General features: G+C 60.7%; 13 protein-coding genes. 8 read left to right on the top strand and 5 right to left on the bottom strand.

Features of this window, described 5'->3' with window-relative positions:
• Positions 1-115 precede the first annotated feature (115 nt).
• From ACQY8Q_RS02955 to ACQY8Q_RS02935, 5 genes are all read left to right on the top strand, one after another.
• Positions 116-1,474 carry a glutamine synthetase family protein gene (locus ACQY8Q_RS02955; protein WP_428424497.1) on the top strand — a complete coding sequence of 453 codons (1,359 nt, stop codon included), beginning with the start codon at positions 116-118 and terminating at the stop codon, positions 1,472-1,474.
• Between the two features lies 1 nt (position 1,475).
• Positions 1,476-2,777, top strand: coding sequence for an NAD(P)/FAD-dependent oxidoreductase (locus ACQY8Q_RS02950; RefSeq protein WP_428424495.1), 1,302 nt, complete (start codon positions 1,476-1,478; stop codon positions 2,775-2,777).
• Positions 2,778-2,879: 102 nt separating this feature from the next.
• Positions 2,880-3,002, top strand: a complete 123-nt coding sequence (locus ACQY8Q_RS02945; RefSeq protein ID WP_428424493.1) for a capsid protein — start codon at positions 2,880-2,882, stop codon at positions 3,000-3,002.
• A 38-nt stretch (positions 3,003-3,040) separates the two neighbouring features.
• Positions 3,041-4,429 (top strand): aspartate aminotransferase family protein, encoded by a 1,389-nt coding sequence (locus ACQY8Q_RS02940; protein WP_428424491.1) that lies wholly within the window; start codon positions 3,041-3,043, stop codon positions 4,427-4,429.
• Positions 4,430-4,551: 122 nt separating this feature from the next.
• Positions 4,552-5,607: an ornithine cyclodeaminase gene (locus tag ACQY8Q_RS02935; protein ID WP_428424489.1), complete on the top strand. Its 1,056-nt coding sequence runs from the start codon at positions 4,552-4,554 to the stop codon at positions 5,605-5,607.
• A gap of 50 nt (positions 5,608-5,657) precedes the next feature.
• Here ACQY8Q_RS02935 and ACQY8Q_RS02930 read toward each other — a convergent pair whose 3' ends face one another.
• Genes ACQY8Q_RS02930 through mtnK form a run of 5 tightly spaced genes read right to left on the bottom strand, consistent with a single transcriptional unit; the run spans position 5,658 to position 11,086 of the window.
• Positions 5,658-6,782, bottom strand: a complete 1,125-nt coding sequence (locus ACQY8Q_RS02930; protein ID WP_428424487.1) for a RuBisCO large subunit C-terminal-like domain-containing protein — start codon at positions 6,780-6,782, stop codon at positions 5,658-5,660.
• Positions 6,782-7,783 carry a transketolase family protein gene (locus ACQY8Q_RS02925; protein ID WP_428424485.1) on the bottom strand — a complete coding sequence of 334 codons (1,002 nt, stop codon included), beginning with the start codon at positions 7,781-7,783 and terminating at the stop codon, positions 6,782-6,784. Before ACQY8Q_RS02925 ends, ACQY8Q_RS02930 begins: the two co-directional genes overlap by 1 nt.
• Before the next feature lie 2 nt (positions 7,784-7,785).
• Positions 7,786-8,721 carry a transketolase gene (locus ACQY8Q_RS02920; protein WP_428424483.1) on the bottom strand — a complete coding sequence of 312 codons (936 nt, stop codon included), beginning with the start codon at positions 8,719-8,721 and terminating at the stop codon, positions 7,786-7,788.
• A 5-nt stretch (positions 8,722-8,726) separates the two neighbouring features.
• Entirely contained in the window at positions 8,727-9,821 is a 1,095-nt protein-coding gene (gene mtnA, locus ACQY8Q_RS02915) for an S-methyl-5-thioribose-1-phosphate isomerase (RefSeq protein WP_428424481.1), read from the bottom strand.
• The gene (gene mtnK, locus ACQY8Q_RS02910; protein WP_428424479.1) at positions 9,818-11,086 is read right to left on the bottom strand and encodes an S-methyl-5-thioribose kinase; all 1,269 of its coding nucleotides are present in this window, start codon (positions 11,084-11,086) and stop codon (positions 9,818-9,820) included. Before mtnK ends, mtnA begins: the two co-directional genes overlap by 4 nt.
• 198 nt (positions 11,087-11,284) lie before the next feature.
• Here mtnK and ACQY8Q_RS02905 point away from each other — a divergent pair, with 198 nt between their 5' ends.
• From ACQY8Q_RS02905 to ACQY8Q_RS02895, 3 genes are all read left to right on the top strand, one after another.
• On the top strand, positions 11,285-12,793 hold the full coding sequence (locus tag ACQY8Q_RS02905; protein ID WP_428424477.1) for a sugar ABC transporter ATP-binding protein: 1,509 nt from the start codon (positions 11,285-11,287) through the stop codon (positions 12,791-12,793).
• Between the two features lie 119 nt (positions 12,794-12,912).
• Positions 12,913-13,854: an ABC transporter permease gene (locus tag ACQY8Q_RS02900; protein WP_428425534.1), complete on the top strand. Its 942-nt coding sequence runs from the start codon at positions 12,913-12,915 to the stop codon at positions 13,852-13,854.
• A 61-nt stretch (positions 13,855-13,915) separates the two neighbouring features.
• On the top strand, positions 13,916-14,968 hold the full coding sequence (locus ACQY8Q_RS02895) for a substrate-binding domain-containing protein (protein WP_428424475.1): 1,053 nt from the start codon (positions 13,916-13,918) through the stop codon (positions 14,966-14,968).
• The last annotated feature ends 113 nt before the right edge of the window (positions 14,969-15,081 follow it).

Genomic DNA, 15,081 nt, shown 5'->3' with positions numbered 1-15,081 from the left:
GGGTTCGATCTGAACAGTCCTTGTGACGAAGGCGTCCGATCGTTGCCCGCAAAGGATATCGCAACAGACCGCCTAGCTCGGTAGCCACCGGCCAGCGGCACATAATTGGTGGACAATGATAGATGAGCATGAAGCCTCAGACTTTATAAACCGCAATCCCGACATCGAGGTGCTGGAAGCCTTCGTGATCGACGTCAACGGCGTACCGCGCGGCAAGTGGATCCCACGCGACCGGGCGCTGGATGTACTGATGAAGGGCATGGCCATTCCGCGCTCCGTCTACGCGCTCGACATCTGGGGGCGGGATGTCAACGCCGCCGGGCTGGCAGAGGGAACCGGCGATCCCGATGGCCTGTGCTTTCCCGTGCCCGGCACGCTGTCGCGGGTGACCTGGCTCAACCGCCCGACAGCGCAAGTGCTGCTCAGCATGAAAAACCCCGACGGCACCGGTTTCTACAGCGACCCGCGCCAGACGCTTGTCGATGTGATGCAGCGCTTTGCCAAAATGAAGCTGACGCCGGTCGTGGCGACTGAACTGGAATTCTACCTGATCGACCCGGTCCGTTCGGCGCTCGATCCGGTGCGGCCACCCAATACCCGCGAGGGACGCTGGCATACTGGGCAGACCCAGGTTCTGTCGATCTCGGAACTGCAGGATTTCGAGCATGTCTTCCACGAAATTGCCACCGCCTGCCGCGCGCAGGGCGTTCCAGCCGATACGACGCTGCGCGAAAACGGCCCCGGCCAGTACGAAATCAACCTCAATCACGTGCCGGACGCGCTGCAGGCCGCCGATTATGCTGTGCTGTTGAAACGCATCGTCAAGGGCGTTGCCCGCAGGCACGATCTCGATGCCACTTTCATGGCCAAGCCCTATGGAACGCAGGCCGGTTCCGGCATGCACGTGCATTTCTCCATCCTTGACGAGGATGGCTGCAATATCTTCGTCGGAGAAGATGGGCCGGCCGAAACCTTGATGCATGCGGTCGGCGGGCTTCTTGAAAACATGGGCGACAGTTTGGCGGTTTTTGCACCGCATCTCAATTCCTACCGCCGGCTGCGACCCAGCGAACACGCGCCGACCTACGCCTCCTGGGGTTTCGACAACCGCTCTGCCGCCGTGCGGGTGATTACGGCAAGCAAGCCCGCGACCCGCATCGAACATCGGGTCGCCGGCTCAGATACCAATCCCTACCTGGTTCTGGCGATGATCCTTGGGGCGGCACTGACGGGAATGACGGAAAAAACCAAGCCGGGTGGCGCCATTACCGGCGACGATCACGCCGTCAGTCACCAGCCGCTACCGACCAACTGGGATTATGCCCTGCAAAGCTTCGCGCGGTCCGGTTTTGCCTATGCAACGCTCGGGCCGCGATACCGGTCGCTCTATACCGCCTGCAAACGGCAGGAACTTTCGGAATTCTCCCTCAGAGTGACGGACGTCGAATACGACGCCTATATCAGGACGGTCTGACATGACTATTGCTACCACCAATACCAATCCCGGCCATGCTCCGTCCTGGTATGCGGCCTCGGCAAACGACAGGCGTCTGCGACCCATCCTGCAAGGCGAAACCACGGCCGACGTCTGTATCATCGGCGCGGGCTTTACCGGCATCTCGGCGGCGCTGGAACTGGCCGAGCGCGGTTTTTCCGTCGTCGTGCTCGAAGGCGAGCGTATCGGGTTCGGCGCGTCGGGGCGCAACGGCGGCCAGATCGTCAATGGCTACAGCCGTGATCTGGAAACGATTGGCAGGCGGTACGGGCCGGAGAAAGCCGCAAAACTGGCTGCCATGTCCCTGGAAGGCGGCGATATCATCCGCGAGCGTGTGGCGAAATACGCCATCAACTGCGATCTGGTCGACGGCGGGTTTTTCGCCGCTTTCACCGACAAGCAGGTTCGCGAGATGGCGAACCACCGCGCATATTGGCAGGCACGCGGCCATGCCGGACTTGAAATGGTATCCAAGGCCGACGTCGGCAAACATGTCGACAGCGACCGCTATGCCGGAGGCATGATCGACCGGTTCGGCGGACATATCCATCCGCTTAATCTGGTGCTGGGCGAGGCCGCAGCCGTCGAGAGCCTCGGCGGGCGGATTTTCGAAAGCTCGCGGGTGATCGGCGTCGAGAAGGGGCCTTCTCCGGTGGTGCGCACCCGGACAGGTTCGGTGCGGGCGAAATATGTGCTGGTTTGCGGCAATGCCTATCTCGGCGAACTGCTACCGGAAATCGGCGGCCGGATGATGCCGGTTTCGAGCCAGGTGCTGGCAACCGAGCCGCTTGATGCCGGACTGATCAAAGACCTGCTGCCGGCCAACTACTGTGTCGAGGATGCCAACTATGTTCTTGATTATTACCGCCGCACCGCTGATAACCGGCTGCTATATGGCGGCGGCATCGGCTATGGCGGCCAGGATCCGAAGGACCTCACCGCAATCATCCGGCCGAACATGCTGAAGACCTTTCCGAAACTGGCCAAGGTGAAGATCGATTATGCTTGGAGCGGCAATTTCGCCCTGACCCTGACGCGTATTCCGCATATGGGCAGGCTGTCCGACACGGTCTATTTCTCCCATGGAGATAGTGGTCACGGTGTCACCACCACACACCTGCTTGGCAAGATCCTCGGCGAGATGGTCGCCGGTCATGCGGAACGCTACGATGTGTGGAGCGCTCTGCCCAACCTTCCGTTTCCTGGCGGCAAGACTTTTCGCGTGCCGTTCACCATGCTCGGGGCCTGGTGGTACGGATTGCGCGACAAGCTCGGCCTTTGATGTCAATCGAAGCGATGCCAATAGCAATACCATGTTGCCGCATCGGCAACCGCCGGATATCGTCGGCGTGAACAGCAACCGGTTTCTGCGAAAGACCATGTCATGACGGAGAGTGCAGTACGCAGAGCGCATGAGTTCGTTTCGACGCCATCGGCGCGGACGCTTCATGCTGAACTGATGCTGCTCTGCGCCCGTATCGGCTATTCGCCGCCCGTATCCCTCTGACCCTGTTTCACCAAACGTCAGAAATAAAGGATACGATGATGACCCTTTCGAACCACAAATATTCCCTGCCGGAGTTGCAGGCGCAGGATGCTGCGCATTTTCTCCACCCGTTCACGGATCACAAGGAGCTGCGATCCCACGGATCGCGCATGATCGTACGCGGCGAAGGACCCTTCATCTACGATAGCGAAGGCGGCAAACTTCTCGATGCGATGGCCGGCCTCTGGTGCGTCAATATCGGCTATGGCCGCGACGAACTGGCCGATGTTGCCGCCGCACAGATGCGCGAACTGCCCTACTACAATGCCTTCTTCAAATGCGCGACGCCAGCCCCGGTGCAGCTGTCCGCCAAGCTTGCCGAAATCGCCCCGCCGAACATCAATCAGGTGTTTTACGGCTCGTCGGGTTCGGAATCGAACGACACCGCTGTTCGTCTCGTGCGCCATTACTGGGCGCTGGAGGGCAAGCCGGAAAAGAACATCATCATCTCGCGCGACAATGCCTATCACGGCTCGACAGTGGCCGGTGCCTCGCTCGGCGGCATGAGCCATATGCACAAGCAGATGGGCGGCACGGTGCCCAACATCGTGCATGTGCTGGAACCTTATGCCTATGGGCTGGCACTACCCGGCGAAAGCGATGATGATTTTGGCCTGCGCGCGGCGCGCGCCATCGAGGAGGCCATCCTTGCGGCGGGTGCCGACAAGGTCGCGGCCTTTATCGGAGAACCGGTGATGGGTGCCGGTGGCGTTCGCATTCCGCCCGCCACTTACTGGCCGGAAGTCCAGCGGATCTGCAGGAAATACGACATCCTCCTGATGCTCGACGAGGTCATTACCGGTTATGGCCGCACCGGTGAGTGGTTTGCGGCAACCACTTTCGGCATCCAGGCCGACACGATCACCACGGCAAAGGCACTGACCTCGGGTTACCAGCCACTATCGGCGCTGCTGATCGGGGACAGGATCGCCAGCACGCTGGTGGAAAAGGGAGGCGAATTCAATCACGGCTATACCTATTCCGGTCATCCCGTCTGCTGCGCAGTCGGGTTGAAGAACCTGGAGATCATCGAGAGTGAAGGTCTGGTCGAACGGGTTCGCACCGATACCGGGCCGTATCTTGCCAAGGAACTCGCCAGACGGCTGAACGATCATCCGCTGGTCGGGCAGACACGGTCGGTCGGACTGATGGGTGCAATCGAAATCGTCCGGGACAAAGGGGAACGGACACGGTTCAAACCGGACGGATCAGCCGCAATCAAGGTGCGGGATCACGCCGTCCAGAACGGCCTGATGATCCGCGCCACGGGCGACACGCTGATCATGTCGCCGCCACTGGTCTGGACCCGCGACACGATCGACCTCGCCTTGGACCGTCTGCTGGTGGCTCTTGACCTAGCAGAGGCCGAATTGGCGCCGCTGCGATAACGTCTGAAGCGGTCGCTGCCGTGCCGATAAGGCGAACTGCAGCGACCGCTTTTTCGGGCTTTCGATAAGGGCTTCCCGTCTACTCATTTCCAAGCGCCGCAGGCGTTCAAAAGGATATCTCGATGCACTCGCTTCTGCCATCGGACAAAGCTCTCGTCCCGTTCGTCAGCGTCGCCAACATGATGCGCCTCGTTCACGCTATTGGTATCGAGACGGTGCTGGTGGAACTGGCCGATGTCATCGAGGCCGATTTCCGACGCTGGGATCTGTTCGACAAGACACCCCGCATTGCCTCCCATTCCAAGGAAGGCGTCATCGAGCTGATGCCGACATCGGACGGCGAGATATACAGCTTCAAATATGTCAACGGCCATCCGAAAAACATGGCGCAGGGCCTGCAGACGGTCACGGCGTTCGGGCTGCTGGCGGAAGTTTCCACCGGTTATCCGGTGCTTTTGACAGAGATGACATTGCTGACGGCGCTTCGGACGGCGGCCACCTCCGCGATGGTCGGAAAGCATCTTGCGCCGAAAGGCGCGCGTACCATGGCCATCATCGGCAATGGCGCACAGGCGGAGTTTCAGGCGCTGGCCTTCAAGGCGGTCTGCGGTATCGACCATGTGCAACTCTACGACATCGATCCGCTGGCAACGTCAAAGGCTGTCCGCAACCTCTCTCGCTCGGGTTTGAAGGTGACCGCCTGCGCCTCGTCGCAAGCTGCGATCGAAGGCGCCGGTATCATCACCACCTGTACCGCCGACAAACAGCTTGCCACCATCCTGACCGACAACATGATCGGCGCCGGGGTCCATATCAACGCTGTCGGCGGAGATTGCCCGGGCAAGACAGAGCTGCATCGCGACATCCTGAGCCGCGCCGATACCTATGTGGAATATACCCCGCAGACGCGGATCGAGGGCGAGATACAGCAAATGCCGCCGGAATATCCCGTGACCGAGATGTGGAAGGTCATCAACGGCCAGGCCATCGGCCGCCGCGATGCCCGCCAGATCACATTGTTCGACAGCGTCGGGTTTGCCATCGAGGACTTTTCGGCGCTTCGCTATATCCGCAGCAAGCTGACTGGTACGGGATTGTACCAGGATCTCGACATGATCGCCGATCCGGACGATCCACGTGACCTGTTCGGCATGCTGCAGCGGTCGGAGAAGGTATAGATTCGTCGCGCTCCAGGAGCGCCGCTGCCGGCGCCCCTCGATCAAATCGGTCAGTTACCGGTTCGAACCGCATCGATGAGCTTTCGGCAGGCGGCCGGAAGGTCGGACTTTTCGCGCAACAGGGCGCCGCCGATCAGGTACATCACACTATCCCCGTAGGCATCGCGCATTTCCGGCACGCGTTCGAAGGTCATGCCGCCGCCAGGCGCGGGCAGGATCGGTTTCAGACCACCGAGGTCGCATGTGCAGCCATCGACAATCGCCAGGCATTCATCACGGGAGAAACTGAAACGGCCACCGAAATTCGGATAGATCACCGCATCAATCCCCATCAGCCGCTGCAGGATGCCGTAGAAGAAGCGATGGGAAAAGCCGGTAGTCGGAGTGATGACGTTGGTGCCGCCGAAGGTCGGATGCGAGACGATCGGCAGGGCGAAATCCGGGTTCGCGGCCAAGGCGCGCGAAACGTCGAAGCCGACCAGCGACGGTGCCAGCATGACGCCGCCGGCCCCCATCTCCTTGGCCATCCAGGCACGCTCGAATATCTGATCGGACGGGCCGGTGATGTTCGGCACATAGGTGGTGGCAAAGCCGGTCTTTGCATTGGCATCGCCGATGGCCTCGGTACAGGCTTTCAGGCGCTCAGTGAACGGCGATGTCTTCTGGTTGGCAAGGCCATGGTCATCCTTGACGTAGTCCATTCCGCCCAGTGCAAACTGATGGGCGAGCCCGGCAAGTTCGGCAATGGAGAGGCCCACCGGCTTGATGGCCGACATCAGAATCGGCCCCTGTTTGACACCGGTACGCTCGCGCAGTCCCGGTATTCCGAACCGGGGACCGGACACCAGCCTGGTGATCGCAGGCGACAGCGTCATCGTCTCGACGCGGGTCTGTGTCCGGATCGAGGAATTGCCGAAGACGATATTTAAGAGCTGCGGAAAGTCGTCACCAATATCGTCGTCGCTATAGGAGATTTCCGTGAGGAAACCGCCACGCGTATCGGTGCAGGGCTCGACGCTCTCGATCTGCCCGAGAATCTCGTCCTCGATGTAGCCGGCCGGCACGATATCGCGCGGGATTTCCACCGTTTGCTCGACGGCGATCTCCAGAGCCCGCGCACGGGCCTCCGTTTCGCTGGCAACACCAATCCAATAGGTCACCGAAAAGCGGGCCATTACAGTGCCTCCGCCTTCTGGGCAGAATGCACAGTGTCGATCCGCACGGCTTCGAGTTCCGCGTCGTCGATATCAAGATCTTTGCCGAGAAGCTGGCCGATGGCAGAGACCAGCGCGCTGGCATCGAGCCCGTATTTCTTCATCAGGTAAGGCTTGGATGCGCCGTGTGCGAACGTGTCCTGCAGGCCGAGGCGCCGCAGTTTGACGCCGAGCCCTTCCTCCGCCAGAATTTCCGCCACCAGCGACCCGAGGCCGCCATTGATTGTGTGGTTTTCCAGGGTCACGACGCCCCTCTTGCCGCGCGCCGCCCTGATCAGGCCGTCACGATCAAAGGGTTTCAGGGTCGAGACATGCAGATGGTGGATGCCGATACCACGAGTCTTCAGCGGTTCCGCAGCACGCAGGGCCTCTTCAGTGCACACGCCCGCGGTGACAACCAATATGTCATCACCTTCGCTGAGCGTGCGCAGCTTGTTGAATTCGAACGGGGTCGAGAACAGCCGTGGCACCTCGCCGCGCAGCACGCGAACATAGACTGGTCCATCGATGCTGTCGGCAACCTCAAGCACGGTTTCGACTTCGGTGGCGTCGCCGCATTCGAGGATGGTCATGTTCGGGATGGCGCGCATCACCGAAATGTCTTCGATCGCCTGATGGGTGATGCCGCCGGGCGTGGTGATGCCGGGCAGGAAACCCATCAGCCGCACCTTGCGGTTGGAATAGGCGATTGAGTTGATCAGCTGGTCATAGGGACGGCGATAGAGGAACACCGAGAACGTATGCAGGAACGGCCGGAAGCCCTGCATGGCGAGACCGCCGGCAAAGGACAGCATGTTCTGTTCGGCCATCCCGAGCGACAGGAACTGGTCCGGATGGCGGTCGCGGAAACCATCGACTTCGCAGGATGACGTGAGGTCGGCGGACAGGCAGAGGATTTCTGGGCGGGTGGAAGCGAAGGTTTCGAAAGCCTTGGCATAGGGACGGTTGACGATATCGACCATGATCAGGCCCTCGCAATTTCGGCTTCATCGACACCGAGTTCGGCAGCGATCGCGGTCTGCATTTCCCGGCGTTCGTCAGCCGATTTGAAACGGACGTAGTGCAGGCGCGGAAAACGCTTTTTCAGGAACTCCATGCCCTGATAGGGTGAGGTGTTGGCCAGAATGATCAGAGGCTTGCCGGGCTCGGCGCTATCGGCAGCGGCCCGCATGGCATTGAGGTCATGCCCGTCGATCGAGCGGCAGGTGACGCCGAAGGAGGCGACGCGCGCGACGAGGTCTCCAAGGTCGAGAACCGACGACATGGCGCCGTCGCATTGCTGGCGGTTGACGTCGACGATGACGCGGATGTTGTCGATACCGTGATAGGCCATCGCCGCCAGGCATTCCCAGGTCTGTCCCTCCTGGAACTCGCCGTCGGACATGTAGACCCAGACCTTGCCGGGTTCACCCTTGCGCTTGCGAGCCCAGGCGATACCAGCGGCCATCGACAGCCCCTGCGCCAGGGAGCCGGTGGTGACTTCCATGCCCGGGCTGTGTTCGGCGCCAATCATCTCGACGGAGCCGCCATCCACATTGAAGTGGTCGAGCGCATGTTCGTCCATCCGGCCGACCTGGATCAGGGCCGAATAGATCACCAGCGCATAATGGGCAGGCGAAATGATCAGCCGGTCGAATTCCGGCGCGAACGGACCGTGATAGCCGGCACCGGTAAAGGCATCCGGGTTGGCGGCGGACGGCACGCCGCCGAACGGCAGCGGCACCTTCGGCAAGGTCGGTTCACCCAGCGTCAGTGCCTCGTTGTAGAGAAAGGCGAGGCTTTCGGCGGCCGAGCAGGCCTGGCTGAGATAGCCGCCATTGTTGCGCATCGTGTGCAGGAAGACGCGCTTGCGAATTCCGGCGGCGACATCTTCGGTAGTCTGCTGGTTGGATAGGTTCATCGCACTCAGCTCCGTTCCGGAAACAGGGCTTTCAACCCTTGAGACGAGGCTTCGGCGATGCCACGCTCGGTGATCAAACCAGTGATCAACCGTGCCGGGGTGACATCGAAGGCCGGATTGGCCGCAGGGCTGCCTTCCGGCGAGATGCGCACCGTGGCAATCGATCCATCGGCGGCGCGGCCCTGTACGAAAGTCACTTCATCGCTGTTGCGCTCTTCGATCGGGATCTCCTTGACGCCGTCATGCACGGTCCAGTCGATCGTCGGTGAGGGCAGGGCGACGTAGAAGGGAACGCCATTGTCCTTGGCGGCGAGCGCCTTCAGATAGGTGCCGATCTTGTTGCAGACATCGCCATCGGCGGTGGTGCGGTCGGTGCCGACGATCACCATGTCGATCTGGCCATGCTGCATCAGATGGCCGCCCGCATTGTCGACGATCAGCGTATGCGGCACGCCGTGACCGTTCAGTTCCCAAGCCGTCAACTGGGCGCCCTGGTTGCGGGGGCGCGTTTCGTCCACGTAAACATGGACCGGGATACCGGCTTCGGTCGCCATATAAATTGGGGCTGTGGCGGTGCCATAATCGACGGTGGCCAGCCAGCCGGCATTGCAATGGGTGAGGATATTGACGGGCTCGCCCGGCTTCTTGCGCGCGGCGATCTCGCGGATCACCTTCAAACCGTTGGCACCGATGCTGCGATTGAGCTGCACGTCCTCCTCGGCGATTTCGGCGGCACGCTTATAGGCAGCGGCGGCACGCTCGGAAACCGGCACCTTCCGAAGTCCATTGCGCATTTCATCCAGCGCCCAGCGCAGGTTGATCGCGGTCGGCCGGGTTTCGTGCAACACGTCCCAGACGGAATCGAGGGCGGCATCGCTGGCGTCATCCTGCATGGCAATGGCAACACCATAGGCGGCAGTGACGCCGATCAGCGGCGCGCCGCGCACCCACATGTCACGGATGGCAACGGCGACATCATCGACGGTCTTCAGCGTAACGACCCGGAACTCGTGCGGCAGCCAGCGCTGGTCGATGATATCGACCGACCGGCCATCCTCGTTGAGCCAGATGGTGTGGTAGTGGCGATCTCCGACGTTCAAATGACTGTCTCCTTCTCGAGGCGTTCCGCAAGCGCATTGATCTCGGCAATGCTGTGGATGCGGCGCCGATTGACGGCTAAATGGCGCCCGAGCTTAAGCGCCTTGGTTTCGCAGCAGGCCCGGACATCCGGGTCTTCGATGGTTTCAAAATCGGCATTGTGGGCAAGACCGAGGATGCGGCGGTGCATCTCGATGCCGGCAAAGCCCAACATGTCGGTCCACAAGGTGTGCAGCACCTCGTTCAGCGCCTGTTCCGATCCCAGGTGATCGCCCTGGTCTTCGAACAATGTGCGCTGGTATAAAATACCGGTCCGCTCGGTGCGCCAGAGAAGCGAGAATTCGGTGCGAAATGTTTCCCAAGTCTCGACGAGGACACCAAGCAGATAGGCCCGCATACCCTCGCGGCTGCCATCCTGTTCGTGGCCGGATTGCGAAAAATAGCTCATCCAGAAATTCGACAGCAGCATGCCGACATCGATCGCCATCGGACCGTAGAAGGCGAATTCCGGATCGATGACCTTCGTTTCCGTGTCGGTAACCATGACCGAACCGGTGTGCAGGTCGCCATGCAGCAGTGTTTCGGCATTGGCGGTAAACAGATGTTTCAGCCGTTGCGCCTCGACCTTGAGGTCGCGGTCGGCGCGCAGCTCCGCAACGATCCCGTCAAGCTGTGGCGTGGTGAAATGATTGAGCTTGGCGTCGAAATAGGGGTCGGAAAAGACCAAGTTTTCGGTGATGTCGCAAAGCTCGACATTGTCGGCGAACAGCGCCAGATCTTCCTTGCGCTTGCGCGCTTCCATGGAGAGATCGGAACCGCGAAACAGCGTGCGGGCGAGGAACAGGCCAAGGTCGCAGCCGATCTTTGGCAGTTGCCGTCCATCGATCAGTGCCCGGCGCAGGATTACGTGCGGCGTCAGGAATTCCATGACGATGATCGCCTGCTCGCGGTCGAAATGAAGAACCTCCGGCACCATGCCGGGATCGCGCTCCGCCTCACGCTTCAGCGCGTGATATTCAAAATAGGAGCGCTTCAATGGCAGCGGCCAGCTTTCGCCGACGAGCCGCACATAAGGCAGCGCCTGCTTGACGATAGCACTGCCAGCGTCACCGTCGACGATGAAAACGAGATTGAGATTGCCGTCGCCGACCTCGCGCACCTTCCAATGTGCACTATTCGCGCCGATCCGGCCTGAGAGGGCGGCATTGCTGCCCAGCCGCTGCGGCAACGTCTCGGGTGTCAGCGCCTCGAAGTTGTTCGTACTCATGATTCCTCCTCTCCATCGGAGCGGCGCGTCAGGCGGAAAAAACACCTGGCGCTTTCCTCGTTCCCGCTCCCGGTGCGATGCGTCTCCACACGCATTCACGCCGTCCTTTCTCTTTTGGTAAGCCACCATTCTGTCAAATGTCAATGGGCTTGACATTTGATTAGATGACAGCCTAACCTGATTGTCAGGGAGGAGCAGATGATACAGGAACACGTTTTCCGTATTGAGGGTCTGCGCAAATCGTTCGGCTCAATCCAGGTTCTGGGTGGGGTCGATCTAAATTTGCGCGCCGGGGCCGTCACAGTGCTGATGGGCGCCAACGGAGCAGGTAAATCGACACTGGTGAGGATCGTCAGCGGCGTCTATGGACGCGACGCAGGCACCATCACGCTTGCCGGTCAGCGCTATGACCCCGCCACCCCCGCCGATGCCATGCGCGCCGGTGTCGTCACAGTGCACCAGAACATCAATGACGGTGTCGTTGCCGATCTTGATGTCGCCACCAACCTGACGCTCGACCGCATGAACGGTCGTGATGCCTACCTGATTTTCAATCCCAGGCGTATCCGGCGCGAAGCAAAGGCCGTCGCCGATCGTATGGGGCTGGCCATCGATCTCAATGCCATGGTCGCCGATCTTTCGCTGGCAGACCGGCAGATGGTATCCATTGCCCGCGCCATGGCGCACGAGCCCAAGGTGCTTATTCTCGACGAACCGACCTCGTCGCTGTCGAGTGCAGAAGCTGACCGGCTGTTCGAACTGGTCGACCGCTTGCGCGCCCGTGGCGTTGCCATTCTCTATATTTCACACCGCATGTCCGACATCCGGCGCCTCGCCGACAGCATCGTTTCGCTGCGGGACGGCCGCATTGCCGGGCTGTTCGAAGGCGAAAATCTCGACTACGAAGGCGCAGTCAACGCCATGCTTGGCCAGAAGATCAGCCTCAGCAACATTGTTGTGCGCGACGGTACGGCGCCGGTGTTCAAGGCGGAAAAGCTCACCATAGCACGAGGCGCAAAACCGTTTTCGATGACGCTGGGTGACGGCGAAGTGGTGGCGATCACCGGCCTTGTCGGGGTCGGCAAGACAGCGCTGGCCGAGACCCTGTTCGGCGCCCGCGTTCCTGTGTCCGGATCTATGACGCTTGACGGCCGGACCTACGCACCGAAAACGACACGGGCAGCGATCGATCAGGGTGTCTTCCTGGTCGCCAAGGATCGCGGCGACAGCGGCATCGTTCCAGATTTCAATATCTACGAGAATGTCAGCCTGCCGTTCTTGAAGCGGATTTCGAATTTCGGCATTTCCAATCGCCGTGCTGAGCGGGCGCAGGCGCGCCAGCAGATTTCAGCACTCGGCATCGTCTGCCGGACCGAGCGCGACGAGATGCACACATTGTCGGGCGGTAACCAGCAAAAGGTCATGGTCGGCCGCTGGCTGAGCCAGGCTTCGCGCCTGCTCATTCTCGACGAGCCTTTCCAGGGCGTCGATATTTCCGCGCGCCGGGATATCGCCGCCAAATTGCGTGCTTCGGCTTCAGGCCGCGCCACCATCGTTTTTCTGACCGAACTGGATGAAGCCTTCGAGATCGCCGACCGCATTCTGGTGATGTCGGAACACACGCTGGTCGGCGAGCACCGCAACGCCGACGTCAATGTCGACAGACTTCTGGCCGAAATTGCCGGCCAACATGAAATGGTACTTTAGACATGAGCATTGAACAGACAACTGCCAGTCCATCCACCCACAAGGCCGCACCGCCGGCGGCAACGCTGACACCGCGCGAGATCGCCATCAAATACGGCTTCATCACGCTGCTGTTCGGCATGATCCTCTATTTCTGCATCATGACCAGCGGCTTTGCCTCGCCGCAGAGCGCCGTCTTCATCTTCCAGTCCGTGTCGATCACCGGCATCCTGGCGCTCGGGGTGACCGCGACCTTGGTGGTCGGCGGTTTTGACTTGTCAATCGGATCGGTTGCTACCACGGCGATGATGGCGTCGTCCTACGTCATGGTTGTCATGGGTGGCGACGCACTGACGGCAACGCTTGTCTGCCTGGCCATCGGCGTCATCGTCGGCCTGATCAACGGTTTCCTGATCGTCTACATGCGCGTGCCGGACCTTCTGGCAACGCTCGGCATGATGTTCCTGCTGGTCGGCCTGCAGCGTATCCCCACCGAAGGCCGCTCGATTGCCACCGGCATGAGCATGCCGGATGGATCGACTGCCACAGGCACCTTCAGCCCCGCCTTCCTGGCGCTTGGCCGTCATCGCTTCGATTTCGTCCTACCCAATCTGGTGCCGGTGTCGGTCGTAGTCTTGATCGTGCTCGCCATCCTCATCTGGTTCTTCCTGGAATATACCCGTTTTGGCCGGATGATGTATGCGGTTGGCTCGAACGAGCGGGCGGCCGGGCTCGCGGGTGCACCGGTCAATGCTTACAAGATCTGGGCCTATATCATCTCCGGCGTGTTCGCCTCGATCGGCGGCATTCTTTTGGCCGCCCGTCTCGGCCGCGGCGACATCGCGTCGGGCAATAATCTTCTGCTGGATTCCGTCGCCGCAGCCCTGATCGGCTTTGCCGTGCTCGGCGCCGCCAAACCGAATGCGTTCGGCACCGCCATCGGCGCGCTGTTCGTCGGTGTTCTGCTGCAGGGCCTGACGATGATGAACGCGCCTTATTACACCCAGGACTTCGTCAAGGGCTTCGTGCTCGTCATCGCCCTGGTGTTCACCTTTGCGCTCTCGAGGAGGGGCAAACGCTAAGGAGCAAAGCTCCGTGCGGGACTGCAAATCAAACAACAAGTCTAATGTGGAGGAGACCCTTATGACTTTTACGCGGAGAACTTTCTCAAAGCTCACGCTTGGGATGCTGGCTGCAACGACGCTCGGAGCCGTGTCGTTTGCCGCTGATATGCCAGCACCGTTCGACAAGCCCGGTGACGTCAAGATCGCGCTGGTGCGCTACCTGTCGACCGGCGACTTCTTCCAGTCCTATCTGTCGGGCGTGGAATCGCAGGCCAAGGCGCTCGGCGTCGATCTGCGCGTACTCGACAGCCGCCAGGACGCAGCCCTGCAGGCCGACATGGTCGATCAGGCCATCGCGCTTGGCGTCCAGGGCATCATCATCCAGCACGGCCTGACCGAATCCATGAAGGAAGCGGCCCAGCGCGCGGTGGATGCCGGCATCAAGGTCGTCGCCTTTGACGTCAATGTCGAAAACGAAAAGATTCCACAGGTCGAACAATCCGACCGCGACCTTGCCCGCCTGGCTCTGGAACAGGCGATCAAGGACAATGGCGAAAGCTGGAAGGCCGGTTATGTCTACGTCGCTGGTATCGCGCCGCTCGACCGCCGCGACGAGACCTGGAAGGAATTCAAGAAGAAATATTCGGGCATCAACGAGGCCGCGATGTTCGGCACCATGGACAACCCGATTGCCAATTCCGTCGCCAACCAGGCTCGCTCGGTCATATCAGCCAACCCGGACATCACCGTCATGTTCGCGCCTTACGATGAATTCGCCAAGGGCGTGAAGATCGCCGTCGACGAAGCCGGCATGTCGTCCAGCGTCAAGATCTACTCGGCCGATATCTCGACCTCCGATATCGCCGCGATGCGCGAACCGGACAGCGCCTGGGCAGCAACAGCCGCCACCAACCCTGCTGTCGTCGGCCAGGTATCGGTTCGTACGCTGGCGATGATGCTGGCCGGTGAAGATCCGGGCCACAACGTCATCGTTCCACCGACGCTGATCACCCAAAAAGACCTCAACGACAACGACATCAAGAACATGGAAGAGCTCGGCGCCAAGCTGCCGCAGTTCGCCCACGCCGACGTCGCCATGCCGGCTTGGATGCCGAACCCGAACAAGAAGTAATCCCACACCCCCAGTGGTAACTTAGGGCGGCCTCCGGGCCGCCTTTTTTTTGTCGGCGCTTAAGGCTTTACGCGGGTCGGCTTGGTCTGAGCCCTTAGTTCTCTAAACCCGAA

This window comes from Pararhizobium sp. (genome assembly GCF_965279435.1).
GTDB lineage: Bacteria > Pseudomonadota > Alphaproteobacteria > Rhizobiales > Rhizobiaceae > Pararhizobium.
The sequence above is the reverse complement of the archived record's forward strand: the minus strand, read 5'-3'. Positions and strand labels throughout refer to the sequence as shown.

What these genes read in the sequence shown, in the direction of transcription:
- ACQY8Q_RS02955 (WP_428424497.1), top strand. Translation starts at nt 116, where the DNA reads ATGATAGATGAGCATGAAGCCTCAGACTTTATAAACCGCAATCCCGAC.
- ACQY8Q_RS02950 (WP_428424495.1), top strand. Translation starts at nt 1,476, where the DNA reads ATGACTATTGCTACCACCAATACCAATCCCGGCCATGCTCCGTCCTGG.
- ACQY8Q_RS02945 (WP_428424493.1), top strand. Translation starts at nt 2,880, where the DNA reads ATGACGGAGAGTGCAGTACGCAGAGCGCATGAGTTCGTTTCGACGCCA.
- ACQY8Q_RS02940 (WP_428424491.1), top strand. Translation starts at nt 3,041, where the DNA reads ATGACCCTTTCGAACCACAAATATTCCCTGCCGGAGTTGCAGGCGCAG.
- ACQY8Q_RS02935 (WP_428424489.1), top strand. Translation starts at nt 4,552, where the DNA reads ATGCACTCGCTTCTGCCATCGGACAAAGCTCTCGTCCCGTTCGTCAGC.
- ACQY8Q_RS02930 (WP_428424487.1), bottom strand. Translation starts at nt 6,782, where the DNA reads ATGGCCCGCTTTTCGGTGACCTATTGGATTGGTGTTGCCAGCGAAACG.
- ACQY8Q_RS02925 (WP_428424485.1), bottom strand. Translation starts at nt 7,783, where the DNA reads ATGGTCGATATCGTCAACCGTCCCTATGCCAAGGCTTTCGAAACCTTC.
- ACQY8Q_RS02920 (WP_428424483.1), bottom strand. Translation starts at nt 8,721, where the DNA reads ATGAACCTATCCAACCAGCAGACTACCGAAGATGTCGCCGCCGGAATT.
- mtnK (WP_428424479.1), bottom strand. Translation starts at nt 11,086, where the DNA reads ATGAGTACGAACAACTTCGAGGCGCTGACACCCGAGACGTTGCCGCAG.
- ACQY8Q_RS02905 (WP_428424477.1), top strand. Translation starts at nt 11,285, where the DNA reads ATGATACAGGAACACGTTTTCCGTATTGAGGGTCTGCGCAAATCGTTC.
- ACQY8Q_RS02900 (WP_428425534.1), top strand. Translation starts at nt 12,913, where the DNA reads ATGATCCTCTATTTCTGCATCATGACCAGCGGCTTTGCCTCGCCGCAG.
- ACQY8Q_RS02895 (WP_428424475.1), top strand. Translation starts at nt 13,916, where the DNA reads ATGACTTTTACGCGGAGAACTTTCTCAAAGCTCACGCTTGGGATGCTG.